At 61.3% G+C, this 22,478-nt stretch carries 23 protein-coding genes; 9 read left to right on the top strand and 14 right to left on the bottom strand.

From position 1 onward, the window contains the following. Positions 1-170 precede the first annotated feature (170 nt). From BM229_RS07395 to BM229_RS07365, 7 genes are all read right to left on the bottom strand, one after another. A complete protein-coding gene (locus BM229_RS07395) occupies positions 171-2,372 on the bottom strand; it encodes a 3-hydroxyacyl-CoA dehydrogenase NAD-binding domain-containing protein (protein ID WP_093926953.1) in 2,202 nt (733 codons plus the stop codon). 21 nt (positions 2,373-2,393) lie between these two features. Further along, positions 2,394-3,608, bottom strand: coding sequence for an acetyl-CoA C-acetyltransferase (locus BM229_RS07390; protein ID WP_093926952.1), 1,215 nt, complete (start codon positions 3,606-3,608; stop codon positions 2,394-2,396). An 18-nt stretch (positions 3,609-3,626) separates the two neighbouring features. Further along, positions 3,627-4,265 (bottom strand): glutathione S-transferase family protein, encoded by a 639-nt coding sequence (locus BM229_RS07385; RefSeq protein ID WP_093926951.1) that lies wholly within the window; start codon positions 4,263-4,265, stop codon positions 3,627-3,629. A 138-nt stretch (positions 4,266-4,403) separates the two neighbouring features. After that, on the bottom strand, positions 4,404-5,555 hold the full coding sequence (locus tag BM229_RS07380) for an acyl-CoA dehydrogenase family protein (protein ID WP_093926950.1): 1,152 nt from the start codon (positions 5,553-5,555) through the stop codon (positions 4,404-4,406). A gap of 17 nt (positions 5,556-5,572) precedes the next feature. Beyond that, positions 5,573-5,785 (bottom strand): hypothetical protein, encoded by a 213-nt coding sequence (locus BM229_RS07375; RefSeq protein WP_067630099.1) that lies wholly within the window; start codon positions 5,783-5,785, stop codon positions 5,573-5,575. Positions 5,786-5,835: 50 nt separating this feature from the next. Then, on the bottom strand, positions 5,836-7,617 hold the full coding sequence (locus tag BM229_RS07370) for an acyl-CoA dehydrogenase C-terminal domain-containing protein (protein WP_093926949.1): 1,782 nt from the start codon (positions 7,615-7,617) through the stop codon (positions 5,836-5,838). Between the two features lie 38 nt (positions 7,618-7,655). Next, complete coding sequence (locus tag BM229_RS07365; RefSeq protein WP_093926948.1) at positions 7,656-8,057, bottom strand: MerR family transcriptional regulator; 402 nt, start codon at positions 8,055-8,057, stop codon at positions 7,656-7,658. A 59-nt stretch (positions 8,058-8,116) separates the two neighbouring features. Between BM229_RS07365 and BM229_RS07360 the strand changes: the two genes are divergently transcribed. Both BM229_RS07360 and BM229_RS07355 read left to right on the top strand, forming a co-directional pair. Then, positions 8,117-9,010 carry a helix-turn-helix transcriptional regulator gene (locus BM229_RS07360; RefSeq protein ID WP_167360205.1) on the top strand — a complete coding sequence of 298 codons (894 nt, stop codon included), beginning with the start codon at positions 8,117-8,119 and terminating at the stop codon, positions 9,008-9,010. Positions 9,011-9,110: 100 nt separating this feature from the next. Further along, entirely contained in the window at positions 9,111-9,341 is a 231-nt protein-coding gene (locus BM229_RS07355; RefSeq protein ID WP_093926946.1) for a hypothetical protein, read from the top strand. A gap of 21 nt (positions 9,342-9,362) precedes the next feature. Here the strand turns inward: BM229_RS07355 and BM229_RS07350 are convergent, their stop codons facing one another. Further along, the gene (locus BM229_RS07350) at positions 9,363-9,743 is read right to left on the bottom strand and encodes a MerR family transcriptional regulator (protein ID WP_093927263.1); all 381 of its coding nucleotides are present in this window, start codon (positions 9,741-9,743) and stop codon (positions 9,363-9,365) included. A 118-nt stretch (positions 9,744-9,861) separates the two neighbouring features. Here BM229_RS07350 and BM229_RS07345 point away from each other — a divergent pair, with 118 nt between their 5' ends. Genes BM229_RS07345 through BM229_RS07335 form a run of 3 tightly spaced genes read left to right on the top strand, consistent with a single transcriptional unit; the run spans position 9,862 to position 12,168 of the window. Then, positions 9,862-10,284, top strand: coding sequence for a PaaI family thioesterase (locus BM229_RS07345; RefSeq protein WP_093926945.1), 423 nt, complete (start codon positions 9,862-9,864; stop codon positions 10,282-10,284). Then, a complete protein-coding gene (locus tag BM229_RS07340; RefSeq protein ID WP_093926944.1) occupies positions 10,281-10,793 on the top strand; it encodes a PaaI family thioesterase in 513 nt (170 codons plus the stop codon). Before BM229_RS07345 ends, BM229_RS07340 begins: the two co-directional genes overlap by 4 nt. A gap of 22 nt (positions 10,794-10,815) precedes the next feature. Then, entirely contained in the window at positions 10,816-12,168 is a 1,353-nt protein-coding gene (locus BM229_RS07335) for an MATE family efflux transporter (protein WP_420855248.1), read from the top strand. Here the strand turns inward: BM229_RS07335 and arsC are convergent. The 3 genes from arsC to BM229_RS07320 are packed head-to-tail and all read right to left on the bottom strand — an operon-like array spanning position 12,165 to position 13,893. Then, positions 12,165-12,506 carry an arsenate reductase (glutaredoxin) gene (gene arsC / locus BM229_RS07330; protein ID WP_093926942.1) on the bottom strand — a complete coding sequence of 114 codons (342 nt, stop codon included), beginning with the start codon at positions 12,504-12,506 and terminating at the stop codon, positions 12,165-12,167. The two genes, BM229_RS07335 and arsC, sit on opposite strands and share 4 nt — an antisense overlap. Next, the gene (locus tag BM229_RS07325; protein ID WP_093927262.1) at positions 12,503-13,543 is read right to left on the bottom strand and encodes a quinone-dependent dihydroorotate dehydrogenase; all 1,041 of its coding nucleotides are present in this window, start codon (positions 13,541-13,543) and stop codon (positions 12,503-12,505) included. Before BM229_RS07325 ends, arsC begins: the two co-directional genes overlap by 4 nt. After that, on the bottom strand, positions 13,543-13,893 hold the full coding sequence (locus tag BM229_RS07320) for a DUF952 domain-containing protein (protein WP_093926941.1): 351 nt from the start codon (positions 13,891-13,893) through the stop codon (positions 13,543-13,545). Before BM229_RS07320 ends, BM229_RS07325 begins: the two co-directional genes overlap by 1 nt. A 129-nt stretch (positions 13,894-14,022) precedes the next feature. Between BM229_RS07320 and BM229_RS07315 the strand changes: the two genes are divergently transcribed. Both BM229_RS07315 and BM229_RS07310 read left to right on the top strand, forming a co-directional pair. Further along, on the top strand, positions 14,023-15,582 hold the full coding sequence (locus BM229_RS07315; RefSeq protein ID WP_093926940.1) for a bifunctional metallophosphatase/5'-nucleotidase: 1,560 nt from the start codon (positions 14,023-14,025) through the stop codon (positions 15,580-15,582). Positions 15,583-15,748: 166 nt separating this feature from the next. Then, entirely contained in the window at positions 15,749-16,162 is a 414-nt protein-coding gene (locus tag BM229_RS07310; protein ID WP_093926939.1) for a VOC family protein, read from the top strand. Between the two features lie 68 nt (positions 16,163-16,230). Here the strand turns inward: BM229_RS07310 and BM229_RS07305 are convergent, their stop codons facing one another. Together BM229_RS07305 and BM229_RS07300 are read right to left on the bottom strand one after the other, a co-directional pair. Continuing rightward, positions 16,231-16,578, bottom strand: coding sequence for a cupredoxin domain-containing protein (locus tag BM229_RS07305; protein WP_093926938.1), 348 nt, complete (start codon positions 16,576-16,578; stop codon positions 16,231-16,233). Positions 16,579-16,668: 90 nt separating this feature from the next. Continuing rightward, positions 16,669-17,568 (bottom strand): LysR substrate-binding domain-containing protein, encoded by a 900-nt coding sequence (locus BM229_RS07300; RefSeq protein ID WP_093926937.1) that lies wholly within the window; start codon positions 17,566-17,568, stop codon positions 16,669-16,671. Between the two features lie 97 nt (positions 17,569-17,665). Between BM229_RS07300 and BM229_RS07295 the strand changes: the two genes are divergently transcribed. Continuing rightward, positions 17,666-18,889 carry an acyl-CoA dehydrogenase gene (locus BM229_RS07295; protein ID WP_093926936.1) on the top strand — a complete coding sequence of 408 codons (1,224 nt, stop codon included), beginning with the start codon at positions 17,666-17,668 and terminating at the stop codon, positions 18,887-18,889. Between the two features lie 74 nt (positions 18,890-18,963). Next, positions 18,964-21,144, top strand: coding sequence for a thiamine pyrophosphate-dependent enzyme (locus tag BM229_RS07290; RefSeq protein ID WP_093926935.1), 2,181 nt, complete (start codon positions 18,964-18,966; stop codon positions 21,142-21,144). Between the two features lie 88 nt (positions 21,145-21,232). Here the strand turns inward: BM229_RS07290 and BM229_RS07285 are convergent, their stop codons facing one another. Then, the gene (locus tag BM229_RS07285; RefSeq protein ID WP_093926934.1) at positions 21,233-22,465 is read right to left on the bottom strand and encodes a mandelate racemase/muconate lactonizing enzyme family protein; all 1,233 of its coding nucleotides are present in this window, start codon (positions 22,463-22,465) and stop codon (positions 21,233-21,235) included. Positions 22,466-22,478 lie beyond the last annotated feature (13 nt).

The raw sequence follows: 22,478 nt of genomic DNA, 5'->3' as shown, positions 1-22,478 counted from the left end.
CATCGCCTGCCCGCCCCCCGGGTAGGCGATTTGGTGAGGCTGGGTGCGACAGTGTAAACGCACATCATGGTTGAGGTATAAGTGGTATAAGGCCCCGTCGGATCGCCGACCCGCGGGCAGGCGATGGCCCTCATGACAAAGAAAAAGGGGCGCCGAAGCGCCCCTTTCCCTTACGCCGCCTTGGCGTCCGGGTTGAACCGACCGTAAAAACTCTGGTTCTTCTGTGCCATCTCGCGCAGAAGTTCAGGGCAAGCAAACCGCTCACCAAACTTTTCGGTCAACTGGTCACAACGCTCTGCCGCATAGGGCGCTCCGATCATATCAAGCCAGCTCAGCGGGCCACCGGACCAGGGCGCAAAGCCCCAGCCAAGGATCGCGCCAACGTCACCCTCGCGGATGTCCATCAAGACACCTTCCTCCAGCGCACGCACGGCTTCCAAGGTCTGCGAGAACAGCAAACGGTGCTGCACTTCGATCAGATCGGGCTGTTCCTCGGCCACGGGATACTTGTCGCCCATGCCCTGCCACAGACCCTCGCGCTTGCCCTTAGCGTCATAGCTGTAGAAACCGGCGTTCGCTTTGCGGCCCAGACGGCCCTCTTTCTCCATCCAGAACACCAGCGGGTCGATATCGTCGTTGGGGTACTCATCACCCATCGCCGCCTTGGTCGCCCGGGCGATCTTGGCGCCCAGGTCGATCGAGGTCTCATCCATCAACTGCAATGGCCCCAGCGGCATGCCGACGAGTTTCGCGGCGTTCTCGATCAGCGCAGGCTCGACACCCTCCTGCACCATCCGCACACCTTCGTTGATGTATGGAATAATGCAGCGGTTGGCGTAGAAGAAGCGCGCGTCGTTGACCACGATTGGGGTCTTGCGGATCTGGCGCACATAGTCGAGCGCCTTGGCCACGGCCCGGTCGCCGGTCTCAGCGCCCTTGATGATTTCCACCAGCAACATCTTCTCGACCGGAGAGAAGAAGTGGATGCCAATGAACTGCTCTTGACGGCTCGATGCCTTGGCGAGGTCAGTGATCGGCAGGGTCGAGGTGTTGGAGGCAAAGATGCAATCCTCGGGAATCACCGCTTCGACCTTCTGGGTCATCTCGGCCTTCACCTTGGGGTCTTCAAACACCGCCTCGATGATCAGGTCGCAGCCCTTCAGCGCGTCCAGATCGGTGGTCGCAGTGATCAGGTTCAGCGCAGCCTCTTTCTTCTCCTCAGTCGATTTCTTCCGGGCGATGCCCTTGTCGAAATAGCTCGCGGAATAGGCTTTGCCCTTATCGGCGGCTTCCTGCGTCTGGTCGATCAGCACAACCTGAATGCCCGCCTGCACCGAAACCAAGGTGATGCCCGCACCCATCATGCCTGCACCCAGAACGCCCAGCTTCTTCACGCGCTGGTCCGGCACGCCTTCGGGGCGCACGGCACCTTTCTCCAGCGCTTCTTTGTTGAGGAAAAGCGAGCGGATCATATTGCCTGAGGACGGGTTCATCAGCACATTGGTGAACCAGCGCGCCTCGATTTTCAGAGCCGTGTCAAAAGGCACCAGCGCGCCTTCATAGACTGCCGAAAGCAGTGCTTTGGCCGCCGGATAGACACCTTGGGTCTTACCGTTGACCATCGCATTGGCGCCGACGAAGGTCATGAAACCCGCCGGATGATAAGGCGCGCCACCGGGCATTTTATAACCCTTAGCATCCCACGGCTTCACCAGATCGGCGTCCTTGGCATTCAGCACCCAGTCGCGCGCCGCGGCCATCGGGTCTTCGCTGACCTCATCAATAATGCCGGCCTTTTGCGCGGCAGCGGGCGCCACCATTTTGCCTTCCAAGAGGAAGGGCGAGGCCGCCATCGCACCTAGCTTGCGCACCATCCGCGTGGTGCCACCGGCCCCGGGGAAGATGCCCACAAGGATTTCCGGCAGGCCGATCCGCGCCTTGGGGTTGTCCGCCGCAAAGGTGCGATGCGTCGCCAGCGGCAGTTCCAAACCAATGCCCGCGGCGGTGCCGGGGATCACACAAGCCACGGGCTTGCCGCCCTTGTTGGTCTTGGGGTCCATGCCCGCGCGCTCGATCTTGCGCAGCAGAGCGTGCATCTGCATCGTGCCCTCGAACAGACCCTTGGCCGGATCGTCGCCTGCGTCTTCCTTCATCTTGGCCAGCAGGTTCAGGTCCATCCCTCCGGCAAATGACCCTTCCTTGCCCGAGGTGATCACGATGCCCTTCACGGCGTCATCGGCCAGCGCGTCGTCGATATGCTTTTCCAGATCGCGCAGCCCGTCAAAGGACATCACGTTCATGCTTTTGCCCGGCACGTCCCATGTGATCGTGGCGATGCCGTCGGCGTCTTTGTTCAAAGTAAAATCGGTCATTCTCTTGCTCCCTTACGCGGCTTACACGCGCTCGATGATGGTGGCGGCACCCATGCCGGAGGCGATGCAGAGCGTGGCGAGCCCCACTTCCTTGTCGGCGCGCTCCATCTCATCGAGCAGAATGCCGATGATCATCGCCCCGGTGGCGCCGAGCGGGTGGCCCATAGCGATGCCGCCGCCGTTTACGTTCACCTTGCTGTCGTCCACATCAAAGGCCTGCATGAAGCGCAGGACCACGGCGGCAAAGGCTTCGTTGACCTCAAACAGATCGATGTCGCCGATGGTCATGCCGTTGTCCTTGAGGATCTTCTCGGTCACCGGCACGGGGCCGGTCAGCATGATGGTCGGATCGGTGCCGATCTTGGCGGTGGCTCGAATGCGGGCACGAGGCTTCAGCCCGTGCTGCTCGCCGAACTCCTTGTTACCGATCAGCACCGCGGCAGCGCCGTCGACGATGCCCGACGAGTTGCCCGCGTGGTGGATGTGGTTGATCCGCTCCAAATGCGGGTATTTCATCAGCGCGACCTTGTCGAAGCCGGGCATGACCTCACCCATCTGCTGGAACGCCGGGTTCAAGCCGCCAAGCGACTGCATGTCGGTTTGCGGGCGCATGTATTCGTCACGATCAAGGATCGCGAGGCCGTTCTGGTCGCGCACAGTGATCACGGATTTGTCAAAGCGCCCCTCGTCCCAAGCCCGCGCCGCGCGCTGCTGGGACCGCATGGCCAGCTGGTCGGCCTCGTCACGGGTGAAACCGAACTCGGTGGCAATGATATCGGCCGAAATACCCTGCGGCACGAAGTATTTCTCCATCGCCAGCGTCGGGTCCACGGCAATCGCGGCACCGTCAGCGCCCATCGCGACACGGCCCATCATCTCGACACCGCCGGCGATGTAACCATTGCCCGCGCCGCCTTTGACTTGGTTGGCGGCAAGGTTCACGGCTTCCATGCCGGAGGCACAAAAGCGGTTGATGGCGAGGCCCGGAATGCGCTCATCAAGATCTGAGGCCAACACCGCCGAGCGTGCCAAACAGCCGCCCTGTTCCATGACTTGGGTCACGTTGCCCCAGATCACGTCCTCAACGGCATGACCTTCAAGGTTGTTGCGCTCTTTCAGAGCATTCAATGTCTGCGCCGACAGCCGCAGCGAGGTGACTTCATGCAGCGCGCCGTCCTTGCGGCCCTTGCCGCGTGGGGTGCGGATCGCGTCGTAGATGTAAACGTCTTGGGTCATGTTCATGTCCTCCGAGGGTCAGGCGCGGTCAGCAGGGCTGCCGGGCATCAGGTCGTAAGGGGCCTTCCAGCCCGGTGTTTCGCTCAAACGCGTGAGCCACGCGTCGATATGGGGCCAGTCGCTGCGGTCAAAGCCAAAGGGCTCGGGGTAATAAAGATACCCGCAGCAGCTGAGGTCTGCGTTGGTCAACTCGTCGCCCACGATCCAATCGCGGCCGTCGAGATGGTCGTTCAGCACGCCGTAAGCCGCCTTGAGCCGCCCTTGGCTAAAAGCGATGACCTCGGCGGGGCGTTTGTCTTCGGGCAGGAAATTCATCAGGAAACGGGTCATCCCAGCAACACCACTCAGCTTGTGGTTATCCCATAGCACCCACCGCATGATTTCACGCCGTTCCGTCGCGTCGCGGCCGCCGAATTTGCCCGCCTTTTCCGCGACGTAATCCTGAATCACGCCCGATTGCGTGAGCCGCAGATCGCCGTCGATCATCACCGGGGCCTCACCCATGTTGTTGATCTGCGCGCGGTAGTCGGGCTGCCGCGTCTGGCCGCCGAAAAAGTCGACCTTCACCGGCTCCCAGTCCAAGCCTGAAAGTTCCAAGGCAAGCGCGGCCTTATAGGCGTTGCCGGATTCGCCAAAGCAGTAAAGCTGGATGGTCACGTATCATTCCTCCTCAATCTGTCGTCGTTCGCGGCACGGTCGGACGGTATTTGGTAAAAGGATGAAGAGGGGGTCTTGCGCCCTTATCTTCATCCTTTCTCAAATACCTCTGCGCGGCGGCCGGGGCTGGGCGCGCGGTCAGAGATTGCGCGCGATCAGTTCCTTCATGATCTCGTTGGTGCCGCCGTAGATCCGCTGCACCCGCGCGTCGGCCCACATTTCGCCGACCGCATATTCCTGCATGAAGCCGTAGCCACCGTGCAGTTGCAAGCAGGCATCAAGCACTTCGCCTTGAGTGTCGGTCAGCCAGTATTTTTGCATTGCGGCCTTATCGACGCTGAGTTCCCCGCGCAGGTGTTCGGTGATGCATTCGTCGAGGAAAGCACGCGATACGGCAGTCTTGGTTTTCACTTCGGCCAGTTGAAAGCGGGTATTCTGAAACTGGGTCAGCGGACCGCCGAAGGCTTCGCGTTCTTTGCAGTATTGAATCGTGCGCGCTACTGCACCTTCCATGGCGCCGACCGCACCGCAGCCGATGATCAGGCGCTCTTGCGGGAGTTGTTGCATCATCTGGTAGAAGCCTTGGCCTTCGTCTTGGCCGAGGATGTTTTCTGGTGGAATTTCGACATTGTCGAAGAACAGTTCCGAGGTGTCGGCGGCGTGAAGGCCGATCTTGTCAAGGTTGCGGCCGCGCTGGAAACCCTGCGCGCCGTCGGTTTCGACGACAACGAGCGAGACGCCTTTGGAGCCTTCCTTGGGGTCGGTCTTGGCCGCGACGATAATCAGATTGGCGTGCTGGCCGTTGGTGATGAAGGTCTTTTGGCCCGACAGCTTATAGGCGTTGCCGTCGCGGATCGCCTTGGTTTTGATGCGCTGCACGTCCGATCCGGTGGAGGGTTCGGTCATCGCCAGCGCGCCGACCAGCTCGCCCGAGACCATTTTAGGCAGCCAGCGTTTCTTCTGGTCTTCGGTGCCATAGGCGAGGATGTAATGCGCCACGATGCCCGAGTGGATGCCGTGGCCCCAAGAGGCGAGGTTGGCGCGGGAGCCTTCGATCAGGATCGCGGCCTCGTGGCCGAAATCACCGCCGGCACCACCATATTCTTCGGGCACCGAGGGGCAGAGCAGGCCGAGTTCACCCGCCTGTGCCCAAGTCTCGCGGTCCATCTGGCCTTGCTTGCGCCATTTCTCGAACTTGGGCGCCCATTCGGCGTTGATGAACTGCGCCGTCATATCGGCGATCATCTGGTGTTCGTCGGTCATCCAACTGGATGTCTTGCCTTGCGTCATCCGCCCCTCCCCAGGGTTCAGCGTTTGCGGCTTTCCAGTTCGGCGTTGAACAGGCGCAGCCGCGCGGTCAGGTTTTCCTCGTTCATGACCGAGTTGAAATTCTCGAACAGGAACGACAGTGCTTCCCCTTCATCGAGACCTGCATCCGTGCTGAACTTCTTGAGCCTGCGGTAGCCCTCTTCGGTCATGGCGACGGGGAAGCGGCGGGTCAGGCGGAAGCGTTTGGGCATGGTCTCTCCGGGTGTTGGGCAGGGTGGGGGACAGGCCCCCACCACCCGTTTTAGAAGTTTGCGGCCTCCAGCGCCATGACAGTATCCGCGCCCGATTGGATGCGGGTCAGGTGCAGCGCCGTGGCGGGCAGCTGCCGTGCCATATAGTAGCGCCCAGTGGCCAGCTTCGTCTCATAGAACGTGGCGTCGCCGCTGCCGTTCTTCAACGCCTCTTTCGCAGCCAGACCCATCTTGGCCCACATCAGGCCAAGGCAGACATGGCCGAACATGTGCATGAAGTCGTTGGAGCCTGCGAGCGCGTGGTTGGGGTTCTTCATGCCGTTCTGCATGAAGTACATGCCCGCAGATTGCAGGTCTTTGCTGGCCGCCTTTAGCGGGTCGAGGAAGGCCGCGTCGAACTCGGCATCTTGGCCCGCGTTGTCCTTGATGAAGCCTTTGACCAGATCGAAGAACGCCATCACATGCTTGCCGCCGTCCTGCGCCAGTTTGCGGCCCACGAGGTCGAGCGCCTGAACGCCGTTGGCGCCTTCGTAGATCTGGGCGATCCGGGCGTCACGGGTGAATTGTGACATGCCCCATTCTTCGATATAGCCGTGGCCACCATAGACCTGCTGGGCCTTCACGGTCATGTCGTAGCCTTGATCGGTCAGGAAGCCTTTGATCACGGGGGTCAGCAGCGAGACGAGGCCGTCGGCGTCTTTATCCTCGGCGCGGTGGGCGGCGTCGATCATCGTCGCACCCCAAAGGATAAAGGCGCGGGCGGCTTCGACGAAGCTTTTTTGATCCATCAGCGAGCGGCGGATGTCGGGGTGGACGATCAGCGGGTCAGCCGCTTTTTCGGGCGCCACGGCACCGGTCACGGCCCGGCCCTGCAGGCGGTCGTTGGCGTAGATCACGGCATTTTGGTAGGCGACTTCGGCCTGCGCCAAACCCTGCATGCCGACGCCGACGCGGGCTTCGTTCATCATGGTGAACATGGCGCGCATGCCCTTGTGCTCAGTGCCCAAAAGATAGCCGGTCGCGCCGTCGTAGTTCATCACGCAGGTGGAGTTGCCGTGGATGCCCATCTTTTCTTCGATGGAGCCGACGGAGACGCCGTTGCGCTCACCCAAGGAACCGTCTTCGTTCACCATGAACTTGGGCACGATGAAGAGCGACACGCCTTTGATGCCTTCGGGGCCGCCTTCGATCTTGGCCAGCACCAGATGGATGATGTTGTCTGCCATGTCATGTTCACCGGAGGAGATGAAAATTTTCTGGCCGGAGATTTTGTAGCTGCCGTCGTCTTGTGGGGCCGCTTTGGTGCGCATCAGGCCCAGATCGGTGCCGCAATGCGGCTCGGTCAGGTTCATGGTGCCGGTCCATTCGCAGGAGACCATCTTGGGTAGGTAGGTGTCCTTCTGCGCGTCAGTGCCATGGGCAAGGATCGCCGAGGCCGCGCCATGCGTCAGACCTTGGTACATGGTGAAGGCTTGGTTCGCCGCCGAGAACATTTCGCCCACGGCGGTGCCGAGGACATAGGGCATGTTCTGCCCGCCGTACGCTTCGGGCATGTCGAGGCCCGTCCAGCCGCCTTCTTTCACCTTTTCAAAGGCTTCCTTGAACCCTTTGGGCGTATAGACCACGCCATTCTCCAAACGGCAGCCTTCTTTGTCGCCCACGGCGTTCAGCGGTGCCAGCACCTCGGAGGTTAGCTTGCCTGCTTCGTCAAGGATGGCGGCGGTGAAATCAGGCTCCAGCTCGTCATAACCGGGGGTCTTGCTTTCGGTGACTTTCAGCACGTCATGCAGGACGAATTGCAGGTCTTTGGTGGGGGCTGTATAGCTGGGCATCTAGGCTCTCCGGATGGTCTTTTTATGGATGTCGGAATTTATTCAGCGGCGCGGCGCGGTTGGTTCATGGAGGCGATCATCTTTTCCCCCCATTTCAACTGATCTTTAAGGTCTTCGATTGCTTCGTTCAGCTCTTCACGGCGCGATTCCAGATCGGCCAGCCGGGCGCGGGCCACGTCATAGGCGGCGGCGATTTGAGTCTGCTGTTGGTCGCCCATGTGGTACAGATCAAGCAACTGGCGGATTTCTTCGAGACTGAACCCAAAGCGTTTGCCGCGCAGGATTAGCTTAAGCCGGGCGCGATCGCTTTTGGTGAACAGACGTTTCTGACCTTCCCGCAGCGGGAAGAGCAGCTCTTTCGCTTCATAGAACCGCAGGGTGCGGGGGGTCACCTCATAGGCGTCGCACATCTGGCGGATGGTCAGTGTGTCGGCGGTCATCTCATCACTCTCCGATGGTCATTTCTGGACTTCAGGTGGGGACTGGCACTTTTGATACAATGGAAGCTGACGTTGACGTAAGCGGTACGTTGCGTCACTTTACGGGCGAAGCATTTACAAGTGGGTTTGACAAAGGCGGCGGGGGCAGTGTTATCCGCACCACGGCGCTTGGACATGGGAGTGGACGGGAGATGATAGACCTCAGTCAGCACAACCCCAAAACGCTGGATGAACTGGTTCACGGCTGCCACGAAGCAAAGACCGCCGCGACCCTACTGGCCTGCGGACTGGCCTACTACCAACTGCATGGGATCGATTTGGTAAGTTATCATGGTGATAGCGCAGGCGCGCCCGCGATCCTTTACCGCTTTGCGCCCACAGGTGCGGAAGAACCTCAATGGCATTCTCAGTTTCTGGATATTGAGAGACTGCGCGATAGCCCGCTGGGAGCCATGGTCCGAAAACAGGTGCTGCCGGTCTATTGGTATGACGTTGTCAGAGAGGCGCGTCTGACTCGCAGCGAGACGCTCTATATGGAAGGGCTTCTGCGGCGCCATCCAAATGGCGGCATTTCACTGAAGGTCCACGGTCCGGGTGGGGATTCTGCCGTGGTGGGCTTGGGGTTTGCCGCTAAACAGGCGCGACTATCGCCGAGTGCGCTGTATAAGCTGCTTTGCGCCGCCCAGATCGCACATCTGCGCTATTGCGTATTGGCGGAAAGCCAATCGCCCCGTAATTTTGGGCTCTCCCCGCGCGAGGTTGAGGTATTGGAATGGATCGCCACCGGCAAAAGCAACGGTGTCATTGCCGAGATACTTGGGATTTCACCTCATACCGTCGACACGATTGTGCGGCGAATTTTCTCCAAACTTGATGTGAATGACCGCACCACCGCCGCCATTCGAGGCTTGGGGGCGGGGTTGCTGCGGCGCCCGAAAGACGCGGCACCCTGAAGTAAGGGCATAACATGCCGCATTGTGGCGTGACTGCGTGACGTGACCCCGATGGGGGCAGCCTTTAAGTGCGGGCGCTTGACCTAAAAAGGTAAGAGGCATGTCAGAAAATCAAAATAATAAAGGCTCAGGCAACGGGGCCAAGAACGGTTCTGATGCGAAAACGCGTGCGCGTGTTGTCACCGACCTGAAAGCTGCGTCAGAAGCTATTGAGAATAGCGCATTTGATCTGGCCGGGGAGGCGAACCCTGATACGGTGTCAGACCTTATCCGCATCGCTGCTGATCTGCAAATGATCATCGCAGAGCTATCGCGGCGCGGCAGCCACTGATCCGTCGAACGGGGGCGGGGGTTAACCTTTGCCCGGTTCGATTGCAGCAGCGGTGTCATCGCGTAGCTTTTGTAATTCGGTCATCGCCTCGTCGAGTTGTTGGCGCTGCTCGGCCAACTCTTCCAACTGCCCGTCAGCCATGGTGACCCAAGCCCGCATCTGCGCCTCGGTGCCCTCTTTCTCGTAGATCAAAAGCCACTGACGAATGTCCTCCAGCGCGAAGCCGAACTTGCGGCCCCGCAGGATTAGCTTCATCCGGGCGCGTTCGCGCGGGCCATAGAACCGAGAGCGCCCCTCGCGGTGCGGTTGCAGCAATTCGATATATTCGTAATAGCGCAACGTGCGTGGCGTCACGTCAAATGCCGCGCACATCTCTTTGAATGTCAGGCGTTCATCGTCCAAAGCATCTACTCCCTTCAGGCAAACTATGGTCACGCGCGGGGATGCGCAACAGGTGGTCTTGCCCTTTCGCCATCCCCCCATGATAAAGGTCGAAACCAGACGCAAAGGGGTGAGCTGCATGTCAGACAAGTTGAAAATGGCGCGACAGTTCATTCAGGCGCTGCCCCATTCCATGGCGCTCGGGATGGAGTTACAGGAGCTGGGCGACGGCTCTGCCGAGATTACAATGCCCTATGATGACAAGTTGGTGGGCGACCCAAAAACCGGGGTGATCAGCGGCGGGGCGGTCTCCGCCCTTATGGACACTTGCTGTGGGGCGGCGGTGATGAGCCACCCGAGCAACCCATCGGCCACCGCCACCATGGACCTGCGGATCGAATATCTGCGCGCGGCCACGCCGGGCCAAACGATCACCACCCGCGCGACCTGTTATCACGTGACCCGCTCGGTCGCCTTTGTCCGCGCCACGGCGACAGATGAGGACGCCGAGAACCTTGTCGCCACTGCCACCGGAACCTTCACCGTGGAGGGCCACAAATGACCAAACATCGCAAGCCAGAGCCGGTTCAGGTCGTCAAACAACGCCGTGACGGGGTGCTGCGCGCCATGGTCGAAGGCGTGCCCTATATCCGCTTTCTGGGCATCGAGTTTGAGCGTCGTGGGGATGAGCTGACAGGGATCATGCCCTTTTCCGAACAGTTGATCGGCAACCCGATCCTGCCTGCGCTGCATGGCGGGGCAACGGCGGCCTTCTTGGAGGTGACCGCGATCATCACCCTAAGCTGGGGGCTGATCTGGGAGGATATGGAAAGCGGCGCGCTTGATCTGGACAATCTGGATGCCGACCATTTGCCGCGGCTGCCCAAGACGATTGATTTTACCGTTGATTACCTGCGCTCGGGCCTGCCGCGTGATGCCTATGCGCGGGCGCGGATCAACCGGTCGGGGCGGCGCTATGCCAGCGTTCATGTCGAGGCGTGGCAGGACAACCGTGCCCGTATCTTCGCGCAGGCCACGGGCCATTTCCTGATGCCGCAACGGCGTGGCTGAAGCGGGCGCAGAGACAGAGCCGCTGACCGAGGCAGAGGTGCGCGCGGTAAAGCGCGGCACGTTGGCCGCACGTGATGTGGTGACACACCGCCGGGTGCTGAAGATTGCCCTGCCCATCGTGATTTCCAACGCCACCGTGCCCATCCTCGGCGCGGTTGATACCGGCGTTGTGGGGCAGTTAGGGGCAGCGGCACCAATCGGCGCTGTTGGGCTGGGTGCGATCATCCTCTCGGCGCTCTACTGGATTTTTGGCTTTCTGCGGATGGGCACCGTTGGGCTGACCGCGCAGGCGGCGGGCAATGGCGAAGAGGGCGAGGTCGCAGCGCTCCTCACGCGCGGTCTGCTGATCGGTGCGGGCGCGGGGCTGGCTTTGATGGCACTGCAATGGCCGCTCTTCTGGGCTTCCTTTCAGGTCGCCCCTGCCTCTGCCGAAGTTGAAGGGTTGGCGCGGCAGTACATGGCGATCCGCATCTGGTCCGCCCCCGCCGCCATCTCGATCTATGCAATCACTGGTTGGCTCATTGCGCAGGAACGCAGCCGCGCTGTGCTGGTGCTGCAGGTCTGGATGAACGGGCTGAACATTCTGCTGGATCTGTGGTTCGTGCTGGGCCTTGGCTGGGGTGTCGAGGGCGTGGCGATTGCCACCTTCCTCGCGGAATGGAGCGGGGCGGCCTTGGGGCTGTGGTTCTGCCGGGCGGCTTTCGCGGGCGTGGCGTGGCGCGATTGGGCGCAGGTCTTTGACGGGCCACGCTGGTCGCGCATGATGAAGGTGAACACCGATATCCTGATCCGCTCACTGCTGTTGCAGGCGATCTTTGTCTCCTTCCTCTTCATGGGGTCGGGTCTAGGTGATGTGACCTTGGCGGCCAATCAGGTGCTGCTGCAATTCCTGATGATTACCTCCTACGGGCTGGACGGTTTCGCCTTCGCCGCCGAGGCGATCATTGGCCGGGCCTACGGGGCGGGGCAGCGCGAGGTGTTGCGGCGCGGGGCAGTGCTGACCTCCGCCTGGGCGCTTCTTGTCAGTCTAGTGCTTGCCGTGGTTTTTGCCGCTTTCGGCGGGGCGATCATTGATCTGATGGCCAAAGCGCCGGAGGTCCAAGACCTCGCGCGGGTCTATCTGGCCTATTTGGTAGCCGCCCCGATCTTGGGCTGCGCGGCCTATATGTTCGACGGCATTTTCATCGGTGCGACGCAGTCGCGCGATATGCGCAATATGATGCTGGTGTCGTTTCTGTTCTATGTCGCCGTGGCGCTGCTGCTGGTGCCAAGTATGGGCAATCACGGGCTGTGGATTTCGCTCTTGGTGTCCTTCGTGGTGCGGGGCATCACACTCGGGCTGCGCTATCCGGCCTTGGAGCGCGCGGCGGGCTAGAGCAGCGCCTTCACCGCTTCTGGTGGGCGGCCAATCACGGCGCGGCTTTGGGTAAAGGCGATAGGGCGTTCGATCAGGATGGGATGAACGGCCATAGCGTCGATCAGTGCGTCTTCGGGGCTGTCGCTGGTGAGGTTCAGCTCTTTGAAAACCTTCTCGCCGGTCCGCATCATCTCAATCGCCATCAGGCCAAGCGCGTCGCGGGCGGCAATGATTTCCTCCCGCGTCGGCGCGTCTTCGAGGTAGCGACGAAGGCTCACCGTAGCGCCAGCCTCTTCGATCAATGCCAAGGTTTGGCGGGACTTTGAGCAGCGCGGATTATGCCAAAGGGTAATCACAGCCAGTCCTCGCGCTTGCTGCCCACCGCGTCGGCCACAGTGGCAAAACCATCGCGGGCCAAAAGTGTCTCCAACCCGCTGGTGATCTCACGCACCAGCCCAAGGCCACCGAACACCAGCGCCGTATAAAGTTGCAGCGCCGAAGCACCCGCGCAGATCTTGGCGTAAGCGGTTTCGGCGTCCGACACGCCACCAACACCGATCAGCGGAATGTCAGTCAGCCCGGCAAGCCGCGCCAGAACGCGGGTCGACCGTTCAAACAGCGGTGCACCGGAGAGGCCGCCCGCCTCAGCCGCATGGGCGCTGGCAAGACCCGTCCGGTCGAGTGTGGTATTGGTCGCAATTATGGCAGCGACGCCTGAATTTTGGGCGACCTCGGCCACATCCTCAATCTCGGATTCGCTGAGATCGGGGGCGATTTTCAGGAACACGGGCGTGGCACCGCGCACTTCCATCACCCCTTCGAGCAGGGCCGAGAGTGCCGCTTTGCCCTGAAGATCGCGCAGCTTCTCGGTGTTGGGAGAGGAGACATTCACCGTGGCAAAATCCACGTGATTGCGCGCGGCGGTCATCACCCGGGCGAAGTCGGCAGCGCGGTCGGGGCTGGTCTTGTTCGCGCCGAGGTTTAGCCCCACCGGAACGCCAGAGCCGCGCTGTGACAGGCGGGCGCAGATCGCCTCCATCCCGTCGTTGTTAAAGCCGAAGCGGTTGATCGCTGCGCGATCCTCGGTCAGGCGAAACAGGCGTGGACGCGGATTGCCGGGTTGGGGCAGGGGCGTGGCGGCGCCCACTTCGATAAAACCAAATCCAGCCCGGCTGAGCGGAGCCACAGCGGTCGCGTTCTTGTCAAATCCCGCCGCGAGCCCGACGGGGTTCGGCAGGTCCAGCCCCGCGAGCGTCGTATGCAGACGGGGCGAGGTTTGCGGACCGGGGGCCGGGGCCAGACCTGCCCGCAAGGCGCGGATTGCCAGACCATGCGCGGCTTCGGGATCAATCCGGTGTAGCGCGCTGAGGCCCATCTTTTCAAGCAGCGGCATCATGCGCTTGCTTCGCCCAGACCGGCAGGAAACTCATGCGCGCCATCCACCAAGGGCAGCGGCTGCGCCCAGACCACGTCTTCGAGCGTCAGCTGGCGGTAGAGATGCGGAAACAGCGCGCTCCCGCGTGACGGCTCCCACTTCAGCGCCTCGCCGAGTGCGTCGCTGTCGACCGCAAGCAGAAACAGCCCGTCCTCGCCCTTGAAATGCTTGGCGGCGGTTTCTTCGGCCTGTTCGGCGGTCGAGAAATGCACATAGCCGTCGGTGACATCAATCGGCGCCCCATCGGTGGCCCCAACTTTGCGCAGCGCCGCCCATTCGTCGGCGCGGAATATCTTGAAAATTAGCATGACTTCTGATGCCCGCCGGGCGGGGCGGGGTCAAGACCCGCGGGTGACCATAGGGCAGGTGATATGACCTTTGACACAGGCCTGACGCCGCGCCACGATACCGGCAGAACAAGCAACAGGGGAACTATCATGAAACGATTCCTGACCGCGACCGCTGCGCTGGCTTTGACCAGCGGCATGGCGGCGGCTGAGTATAACCTCACCATTCTGCACACCAACGATTTCCACGACCGTTTTGAGCCGATCAGCAAATATGACGGCCCCTGTAGCGCCGAGGATAACGGCGAAGGGAAGTGTTTCGGTGGCGTCGCGCGGATGGTCACAGCGATTGAAGCCGCACGCGAACGCGCAGGAGAGAACCATCTGCTGCTCGATGCAGGCGACTGGTTTCAAGGCTCACTTTTCTATACGCGATATAAGGGCGAGATGGCCGCCGAGTTTATGTCAAAGCTCGACTATGATGTGATGGCCGTCGGCAACCATGAATTCGACGACGGCCCCAAAGGGCTGGCCGATTTCGTGGCAAAGGTCGATTTTCCGGTGCTGTCGGCGAATATCGATGTGAGCGGTGTTGAGGGGCTGGACGGTGAGATTGGCAAATCCACGGTGCTTGAGGTCGGCGGCGAGCGGATTGGCATCGTCTCAGTCTTGGCTGAAGACACGCCTGAAACCTCGTCGCCCGGACCTGAGGTGATCTTCTCTCCTGCTGCGGACGCTGCGCAGGCCGAGATTGACGCGCTAACGGATGATGGGGTCAACAAGATCATCCTGCTGACCCACGTCGGGCTGGCGGGTGACAAACGGCTTGCGGAAGAGTTGACCGGCGTTGACCTGATCGTTGGGGGCCACTCTCATACATTGCTCAGCAACAGTGATGACAGTGCCGAAGGCGCTTACCCGACAATGGTTGGCGATGTCCCGATTGTTCAGGCCTATGCCTATAGTAAATATCTGGGCGAGTTGAGCGTGACCTTTGACGACGCGGGTGAGGTGACATCGATCTCGGGCGATCCGATCCTGTTGGATGCCTCTATCGAAGAAGATCAGGCAACGGTTGATCTGGTTGCCGAACGTGCCGCGCCGCTGGAAGAGTTGCGCCAAAAGGTCGTGGCTGAGACATCAGAGACCATCGAAGGGAGTCGCGATGTCTGCCGTGCACAGGAATGTGCCATGGGCAACCTCGTTTCCGACGCCATGCTTGACCGGGTGAAGGATCAGGGCATCGACGTGGCCATTTCCAACGCGGGCGGGCTGCGTGCCTCTATCGACGCGGGCGAGGTGACAATGGGCGAAGTTCTGACGGTGCTGCCGTTTCAAAACACGCTCTCAACCTTCCAGATCAGCGGCGCCACTTTGGTTGAGGCGTTGGAAAATGGCGTAAGCCAATTGGAAGATGGCGCAGGCCGTTTTCCGCAAGTGGCAGGCATGTCCTATGCCTTTGATCCCAAGGCAGAGGTGGGTAGCCGTATCAGCGATGTCATGGTTGCGGGTGCGCCCATTGACCTTGAAAAGACATATGGCGCGGTTTCCAACAACTACGTCCGTAATGGCGGCGACGGCTATGCGATGTTCACAGATGCCGAGAATGCCTATGATTTCGGCCCCGACCTTGCCGATGTGACGGCGGAGTATCTGGCGAAGAACGGCAGCTATAAGCCTTACACCGATGGCCGCATCACGATGAAATAAGGATAGGTTTCGACCTGATCTAAGGGGGCGCGTCCAACTGCGGGCGCGCCTTTTATATGTGGCGTGGTGGCGGCCTTTGGCCCATGGAACCGTGCTGCGGCGCGGGGCGCACTTGCACCTTCGCACCGGCAGGATACACAGGCGGCAGATAGATAGGAGATTACCAATGCTCACCCCGTTCCACCTTGCCTATAACGTCCGTGACCTTGACCAAACCCGCGCCTTCTATGGCGACGTGTTGGGCTGCATCGAAGGCCGCTCGACCGAGACTTGGGTCGATTATTCCTTTTTTGGGCACCAAATTTCGATGCATCTGGGAGAGCCTTTTGCCACGCAGGCCACGGGGAAAGTTGGCGAACATATGGTGCCGATGCCGCATCTTGGCGTGGTCTTGCAGATGGACGATTGGAAGGCGCTGGCCGAACGGCTGAAAGGCGCAGAGGTCGATTTCGTTATCGAGCCTTCGCTGCGTTTCGAAGGAGAGCCGGGCGAGCAGGCGACAATGTTCTTTCGCGACCCGTCGGGCAACCCGATTGAGGTCAAAGGTTTTGCGGATATGGAACGGGTTTTCGCCCAGTAAGCCTGAGTGCTAGACCCTCAAAGCCCCGTTATTGCTGCGGGGCTTTGGTTCTTTCTGAGTCGGCTGCTTTACTGCGTAGCGGGCTCATCTAAGCTGATTGCCCCTTCAAAAGCGGGCTGTTCTAAGGTCTGACCGCTGAATGTACCGGGAGTATCGGCGGTGATGTCGAGCGTATAGCTGCCGTTCACAGGGATCGCGCCGCTGGTCCAAGCCTCTCCTTCGCCTGTGATCGTATGGCTGCCCGTGGCGTTGTTGGTAAAGATCACCTGATCGCCCGGCTGCACATGCGTGAATGACGGAAAGTAGGCACCATCGACAATCAGCACGTTGCGGGCTTCGGCCCATGCTCCTGTGGCTGCGAGAGCACTCATGGCAACGGCCAGAGCGCCCGCGCTTTTGCGGTATGAACGTAGCATCATCTGCTCCTTTAGGTCGCCCGACGGGGGCGGATTGGCCGCGTTTGTACAAAGGGATTGCGGCATAACTTTGGCCGTCTTTGGGGTGGCTTAATCGTTCGTCGCCGGTTCGGCTTGCTGGGCCAGCCAGCCGCGAAAGGATGCGAGGGCGGCGGTTTCGTCGCGGTCTTCTGGCCAGACGAGATAGTAATTGCCGATGCTCTGGGTGGTCTGCGAGGCCGCCAGCACCAATTGCCCATCGCGCAGATAGGGGCGGGCGAAAAAGGTCGGCAGCAATGCCACGCCCAGCCCGTGGATCGCCGCCTGCGCCATGGTCGAGAATTGGTCGAACATCATCCCGCCGGGGGGCTCATCGGTCACCCCCAGCGATGACAGCCAGCGCGCCCACCCGCGCGGGCGGGTCTCGAGATGTAACAGCGGCAGGTGCCGCACATCGCGCGCATCCTCCAACGGTTCGGCCAACAGATCAGGCGCACAGACCGGCACGACCGTTTCAGGCAGCAGCGGCAGATAGCGCACGCCGGGCCAGTCTTCATGACCAAAATGAATGGCGGCGTCAAAGCGGCTGCCCGCAAAGGCAAAGGGGTGCAGCCGTGTCGAGAGGTTCACCGTCACCTCAGGATGCGCCCGCGCGAAATCGCGCAGCCGAGGCGCGAGCCAGTGCATGCCGAAAGCGGGAAGGATCGCCAGATCAAGCGTGCCGCCGGTAGGGTTGGTCCGGGCCGAGACCGAGGCCTGGGCCAAACGGTTCAGGATATCGCGCACCTGCGTCACATAGTCCAAACCCGCTTGGGTCGGGGTCAGCCGTCGCCCTTGCCGGATCATTAGCGACACGCCCAGTTGCTCTTCGAGCGTCTTGATCTGGCGGCTCACGGCGCTTTGGGTCAGGTTCAACTCCTGCGCCGCTGCCGTGGCGGTGCCAAGTCGCACGACCGCCTCAAATGACAGCAGGGCCGAGATCGACGGCAAGAAGCGGCGCGGGGCAATCATATGACTTTTTCTCATGAATTCAGGACAAAGCAGCGATAGAGTTCGCGCCGTCAATTTGCAATACTGCCGCAAACCACATCACCCGAAAGGATGCCTCATGACTGCCGAAGCCCCCAAGCTGCGCGCCAAAGACAAACCCGACCTTGGTACATTCGACTGGACGGACCCCTTCCGCCTCGACAGCCAGTTGACCGAAGACGAGCGCATGATCCGCGATTCTGCGCACGCCTATGCGCAAGAAAAACTGCAGCCCCGCGTGATCGACGCTTTCGCCAATGAAGAAACCGACGCAGGCATCTTCCGTGAAATGGGCGACATGGGCCTGCTGGGCGTCACAATCCCCGAGGAATACGGCGGCTTGGGCGGCAACTATGTCTCCTACGGTCTGGTCGCCCGCGAAGTTGAGCGCGTCGACAGTGGCTACCGTTCGATGATGTCGGTACAGGCGAGCCTCGTCATGTACCCGATCTATGCCTACGGCTCCGAAGAGCAGCGTCAGAAGTACCTGCCGAAACTTTGCTCGGGCGAGTGGATCGGCTGCTTTGGTCTGACCGAGCCTGATGCGGGTTCTGACCCTGCCGGCATGAAAACCCGCGCAGTGAAGACCGAGAACGGCTACAAGTTGACCGGCTCCAAGATGTGGATCTCGAACTCCCCCATCGCCGATGTTTTCGTAGTCTGGGCCAAGTCCGAAGCGCATGACGGCAAGATCCGCGGCTTTGTGCTGGAAAAAGGCATGAAGGGTCTGAGCGCGCCGAAGATCGGCAACAAGCTCAGCCTCCGCGCCTCCATCACCGGTGAAATCGTCATGGACGGTGTTGAAGTCGGCGAAGACGCGCTGCTGCCAAATGTGCAGGGGCTGAAAGGGCCGTTCGGCTGTTTGAACCGCGCCCGCTACGGCATCTCTTGGGGTGCGATGGGCGCCGCCGAATTCTGCTGGCATGCGTCGCGCCAGTACGGTCTGGACCGCAAGCAGTTCAACAAGCCGCTGGCGCAGACACAGTTGTTCCAGAAGAAACTGGCGGACATGATGACCGAAATCTCGCTGGGCCTGCAGGGCTCGCTGCAAGTAGGTCGTCTGATGGATGCCGCCAATGCCGCGCCTGAGATGATCTCGATCGTCAAGCGTAACAACTGTGGCAAGGCGCTGGACGTGGCGCGCATGTCGCGGGACATGCATGGCGGCAACGGTATTTCCGGTGAATTCCAAGTGATCCGTCACATGATGAACCTTGAGACGGTCAACACCTATGAGGGCACTCATGACGTCCACGCGTTGATCTTGGGCCGTGCCCAGACCGGCCTGCAGGCGTTCTTTTAAGAAACGGTTTGGGGGGATCACCTCCCCCCATCTCGCCTCGCCGAAAACAAAATCCTTAAATACCAAGAGGCCCCATGGACCGCGTTGCAATCGTTCATGAGAACTTCCTCCGTCGCGTTGCGGCGGGGGATTTTCCCGTTTTCACCTCCCCGCAGAAGGCGCTTGATCGCGACCAGTTGGAGCAGCTCTACCGCGCGCAGGTGCTGAGCCGCGCGCTCGACCTGCAAAGCCGTGTGATGCAAAAAGAGGGGCAGGGGTTCTACACCATCGGCTCCTCTGGTCATGAGGGCATGGCGGCAGTAGCGGCGGCGCTGCGGGTCGATGACATCGCCTTCCTGCATTACCGCGATGCGGCTTTCCAGATCGCCCGGGCCGATCAGGCCGAGGGGCAGGACATGCTGCGTGATATGCTCTTGAGTTTCGCCTGTTCTGCCGACGATCCGATCAGCGGCGGGCGGCACAAGGTGCTGGGCTCGCGCCCGCTGATGATCCCGCCGCAGACCTCGACCATTGCCAGCCACCTGCCCAAGGCCGTGGGGGCCGCGCATTCCATCGGCATGGCACGGCGCAATCGGCCTGAGCACGCAATATTGCCACGCGATGCGATTGCGATGTGCAGCTTGGGCGATGCCTCGGCAAACCACTCCACCGCGCAAGGCGCGATCAATGCGGCTTGCTGGACCGCGGTGCAGGGCGTGCCGCTGCCGCTGCTTTTCGTCTGTGAGGACAATGGCATCGGGATCTCAACCAAGACCCCGACGGGCTGGATCAAAGCCTCCATGTCTGCCCGTCCGGGCTTGAAGTATTTTGAGGGCGATGGGCTGGACCTTCATGCGGCCTATGCTGCGGCGAAAGAAGCGGCGGATTATGTTCGGGTGCATCGCAAGCCTGCCTTCCTACATCTGCGGACCGTGCGTCTTTACGGCCATGCGGGGGCGGATGTGGCGACGTCCTATCTGCCGCGTGCAGAGGTTGAGGCTGATGAGGCGAATGATCCGCTGCTGCATTCCGCGCGGCTGTTGGTGGAGGCTGGAATGAACGCCGATGAAGCGCTGGCGATTTACCGCGATACGCAGGACGCGGTGGCCAAGGCTGCGGAGGAAGTGGTGAAACGGCCTCGGCTCAAGACAGCGTCGGACGTAATGGCAAGCCTCGTGCCGCCAAAGCGCAATTGCGCGGCCAGTAACGGGCCGAGTGCCGAGGTTCGAGCCGAGACCTTCGGCAGCGATATGGCGCAGATGGACAACCCACAGCCAATGTCGCGGCTGATCAACTGGGCGCTGCACGACCTGATGCTGGCGCATCCCGAGACCATGCTGATGGGCGAGGATGTGGGCCGCAAGGGCGGGGTCTATGGCGTTACACAGAAGTTGCAGAGCCGGTTTGGGCCGGGGCGGGTGATCGACACGCTGTTGGATGAACAGAGCATCCTGGGTCTCGCCATCGGTATGGCGCATAACGGGTTTATCCCGATGCCGGAGATCCAGTTCCTCGCCTATCTGCACAATGCCGAGGATCAGTTGCGCGGCGAGGCGGCGACGCTGCCGTTCTTCTCAGATGGGCAGTGGACCAACCCGATGGTGCTGCGCATTGCCGGGCTGGGCTACCAGAAGGGCTTTGGCGGGCATTTCCACAATGACAATTCGCTGGCCGTGTTGCGTGACATTCCGGGGATCATCATTGCTTGCCCCTCGGCGGGGGATGATGCGGCGATGATGCTGCGCGAAGCGCACCGTTTGGCGCGGGAAGAGCAGCGGGTGGTGGTCTTTGTTGAGCCGATTGCGCTTTATCCGATGCGCGATTTGTTAGAGGCCGGGGATGGCGGCTGGATGCGGAACTATCCGGCACCTGATCGGCGGATCGGTCTGGGCGAGGTCGGGGTCACGGGCGAGGGTGCCGATCTGGCGATCGTGAGCTATGGCAACGGGCATTATCTGAGCCAGCAGGCTGCGCATGATTTGGCGGAGCAGGGCGTCAAGGCACGGGTGATAGACCTGCGTTGGTTGGCCCCACTGCCGGAAGAGGCGCTGTTGGCAGCAATCGGGGATCGGCCTGTGTTGATCGTAGATGAATGTCGCCGCACGGGCGGGCAGGCCGAAGCGCTGATGGCGCTGATGGCAGAGCGCGGTGTTGAGCGTTTTGCGCGGCTGACGGCGGAGGATAGCTTTATCGCCACGGGTCCGGCCTATGCGGCGACCCTGCCCTCGCGGGAGGGGATCTTGGCGGCGGCGCGGGAGTTGGTGGGGAGGGCGTAGGAACCACCCGGCCCGGATTCAAGCGGCAGGCGCCGACCCGCAGACAGGCTATGGTCCTCGGTTTTCCGTGGCCCATAGCCCTGCGCGCCTAGTGGCTATCCGCTGGCGCGCCGCCTTGGAAATTATTCCCGTTCACATAATCGCAAGGCTCTTCGCGCATCTCCAGATGCAGCCCGTCGCCTGTGTAGGGGTGCGCGCGGGCAAGGTCTTCGTCCATTTCGATCCCCAGACCGGGCGCTGAGGGGGCGGTGATGAAGCCATCCTCCACCCGGATCGACCCTTTGATCAGCCTATCGTGGAACGGCGTCTCAATGCATTCGCACATCAGGATATTCGGGATCGCGGTGGCAAGCTGCACATTTGCCGCCCATTCCACCGGCCCGGCATAGAGATGCGGCGCCACCTGCGCGTTATAGACCTCGGCCATGGCGGCGATCTTCTTGGCTTCGGCAATGCCGCCCACGCGGCCAAGCGCCGGCTGCAAAATCTCTGCCGCACCGGCGCGCAACAGGGGCGCGAACTCGGCCTTTGTCGTCAACCGCTCGCCCGTTGCCACAGGAATGCGCACGCCGCGCGCGACCTTGGCCATCTGCTCGGGCGCGTCTGGGGGAATCGGCTCTTCGTACCAGAGCGGGCTATAGGGTTCGATTGCCTGCCCCAGCCGGATCGCGCCTGCGGTGGTGAACTGCCCATGGGTGCCGAACAGCAGATCGGCACGGTCACTCACGGCCTCGCGGATGGCTTTGCAAAAGGCCGCCGAGGTGCTGATATCCGACATCGCAGGCATATGCCCACCGCGCAGCGTATAGGGGCCGGCGGGGTCGAATTTCACCGCCGTATAGCCCCGCGCCACGCAGTCCGCCGCCGATTCCGCTGCCATCTCGGGCGAGGTCCAGAAATCCGCCATGCTGTGATGCGGCAGCGGGTAGAGGTAGGTATAGCCGCGCACCCGGTCATTGGTGCGCCCGCCGATCAACGCATGCACCGGACGGTCGCGGTCTTTGCCAAGGATGTCCCAACAGGCGATCTCTAGCCCCGAAAATGCGCCCATGACGGTCAGGTCTGGCCGCTGGGTGAAGCCCGCGGAATAGGCGCGGCGGAACATCAGCTCGATGTTCTCGGGGTTTTCGCCCTGCATGTGACGGGCGAAGACATCCTCGATCACCGCGCGCATCGCATCGGGCCCGACGCTGGCGGCATAGCATTCGCCCCAGCCGGTTATGCCGGTGTCGGTGGTCACCTTGACCAATATCCAATAGCGCCCGCCCCAGCCGGGGGCGGGCGGGGCCGTCACGATGATGTCGAGGTCTTGCAGTTTCATGACGGTCCCTTTC

This window comes from Sulfitobacter dubius, from assembly GCF_900113435.1.
Taxonomy (GTDB): domain Bacteria; phylum Pseudomonadota; class Alphaproteobacteria; order Rhodobacterales; family Rhodobacteraceae; genus Sulfitobacter; species Sulfitobacter dubius.
This window is presented reverse-complemented; position numbering and strand designations above follow the sequence as displayed.

Bases quoted from the DNA above. Each gene is read 5' to 3' on its own strand.
- BM229_RS07370 (WP_093926949.1), bottom strand. From the start codon at position 7,617: ATGCCCAGCTATACAGCCCCCACCAAAGACCTGCAATTCGTCCTGCAT.
- BM229_RS07355 (WP_093926946.1), top strand. From the start codon at position 9,111: ATGTCAGAAAATCAAAATAATAAAGGCTCAGGCAACGGGGCCAAGAAC.
- BM229_RS07295 (WP_093926936.1), top strand. From the start codon at position 17,666: ATGACTGCCGAAGCCCCCAAGCTGCGCGCCAAAGACAAACCCGACCTT.
- BM229_RS07395 (WP_093926953.1), bottom strand. From the start codon at position 2,372: ATGACCGATTTTACTTTGAACAAAGACGCCGACGGCATCGCCACGATC.
- BM229_RS07285 (WP_093926934.1), bottom strand. From the start codon at position 22,465: ATGAAACTGCAAGACCTCGACATCATCGTGACGGCCCCGCCCGCCCCC.
- BM229_RS07300 (WP_093926937.1), bottom strand. From the start codon at position 17,568: ATGATTGCCCCGCGCCGCTTCTTGCCGTCGATCTCGGCCCTGCTGTCA.
- BM229_RS07365 (WP_093926948.1), bottom strand. From the start codon at position 8,057: ATGACCGCCGACACACTGACCATCCGCCAGATGTGCGACGCCTATGAG.
- BM229_RS07390 (WP_093926952.1), bottom strand. From the start codon at position 3,608: ATGACCCAAGACGTTTACATCTACGACGCGATCCGCACCCCACGCGGC.
- BM229_RS07325 (WP_093927262.1), bottom strand. From the start codon at position 13,543: ATGCCGCTGCTTGAAAAGATGGGCCTCAGCGCGCTACACCGGATTGAT.
- BM229_RS07315 (WP_093926940.1), top strand. From the start codon at position 14,023: ATGAAACGATTCCTGACCGCGACCGCTGCGCTGGCTTTGACCAGCGGC.
- BM229_RS07290 (WP_093926935.1), top strand. From the start codon at position 18,964: ATGGACCGCGTTGCAATCGTTCATGAGAACTTCCTCCGTCGCGTTGCG.
- BM229_RS07340 (WP_093926944.1), top strand. From the start codon at position 10,281: ATGACCAAACATCGCAAGCCAGAGCCGGTTCAGGTCGTCAAACAACGC.
- BM229_RS07375 (WP_067630099.1), bottom strand. From the start codon at position 5,785: ATGCCCAAACGCTTCCGCCTGACCCGCCGCTTCCCCGTCGCCATGACC.
- BM229_RS07305 (WP_093926938.1), bottom strand. From the start codon at position 16,578: ATGCTACGTTCATACCGCAAAAGCGCGGGCGCTCTGGCCGTTGCCATG.
- BM229_RS07380 (WP_093926950.1), bottom strand. From the start codon at position 5,555: ATGACGCAAGGCAAGACATCCAGTTGGATGACCGACGAACACCAGATG.
- BM229_RS07320 (WP_093926941.1), bottom strand. From the start codon at position 13,893: ATGCTAATTTTCAAGATATTCCGCGCCGACGAATGGGCGGCGCTGCGC.
- BM229_RS07345 (WP_093926945.1), top strand. From the start codon at position 9,862: ATGTCAGACAAGTTGAAAATGGCGCGACAGTTCATTCAGGCGCTGCCC.
- BM229_RS07310 (WP_093926939.1), top strand. From the start codon at position 15,749: ATGCTCACCCCGTTCCACCTTGCCTATAACGTCCGTGACCTTGACCAA.
- BM229_RS07360 (WP_167360205.1), top strand. From the start codon at position 8,117: ATGGAAGCTGACGTTGACGTAAGCGGTACGTTGCGTCACTTTACGGGC.